Here is a 239-nt window from a genome sequence, read left to right as displayed (position 1 = left end):
GCAAACTCCCCTCCTACCTCGACCGCCCGGACGTGATGAGCAAATTCACCACGACCCTCAGCGCCGAACAGCACAAATCCCCTGTGCTGCTTTCCAACGGCAACCCGATTGCCAGCGGCCCGGAGGAGGGCGAGGGCGGCCGCCATTGGGCGACGTGGGAAGACCCGTTTATGAAGCCCGCCTATCTGTTCGCCCTGGTGGCCGGCGACTTGTGGTGCATCGAAGACACCTTCACCACC

The 239-nt window shown here is 63.6% G+C and carries 1 protein-coding gene; it reads left to right on the top strand.

Features of this window, described 5'->3' with window-relative positions; genetic code table 11:
- Positions 1-239 (top strand): hypothetical protein (locus AC0IW9_RS31845; protein WP_471652276.1); only part of this gene is annotated, 239 nt, incomplete at both ends.

Source organism: Belnapia sp. AC561, from assembly GCF_979252845.1.
Note: the sequence above shows the minus strand (reverse complement) of the source record. Positions and strands in the feature narration are given on the sequence as shown.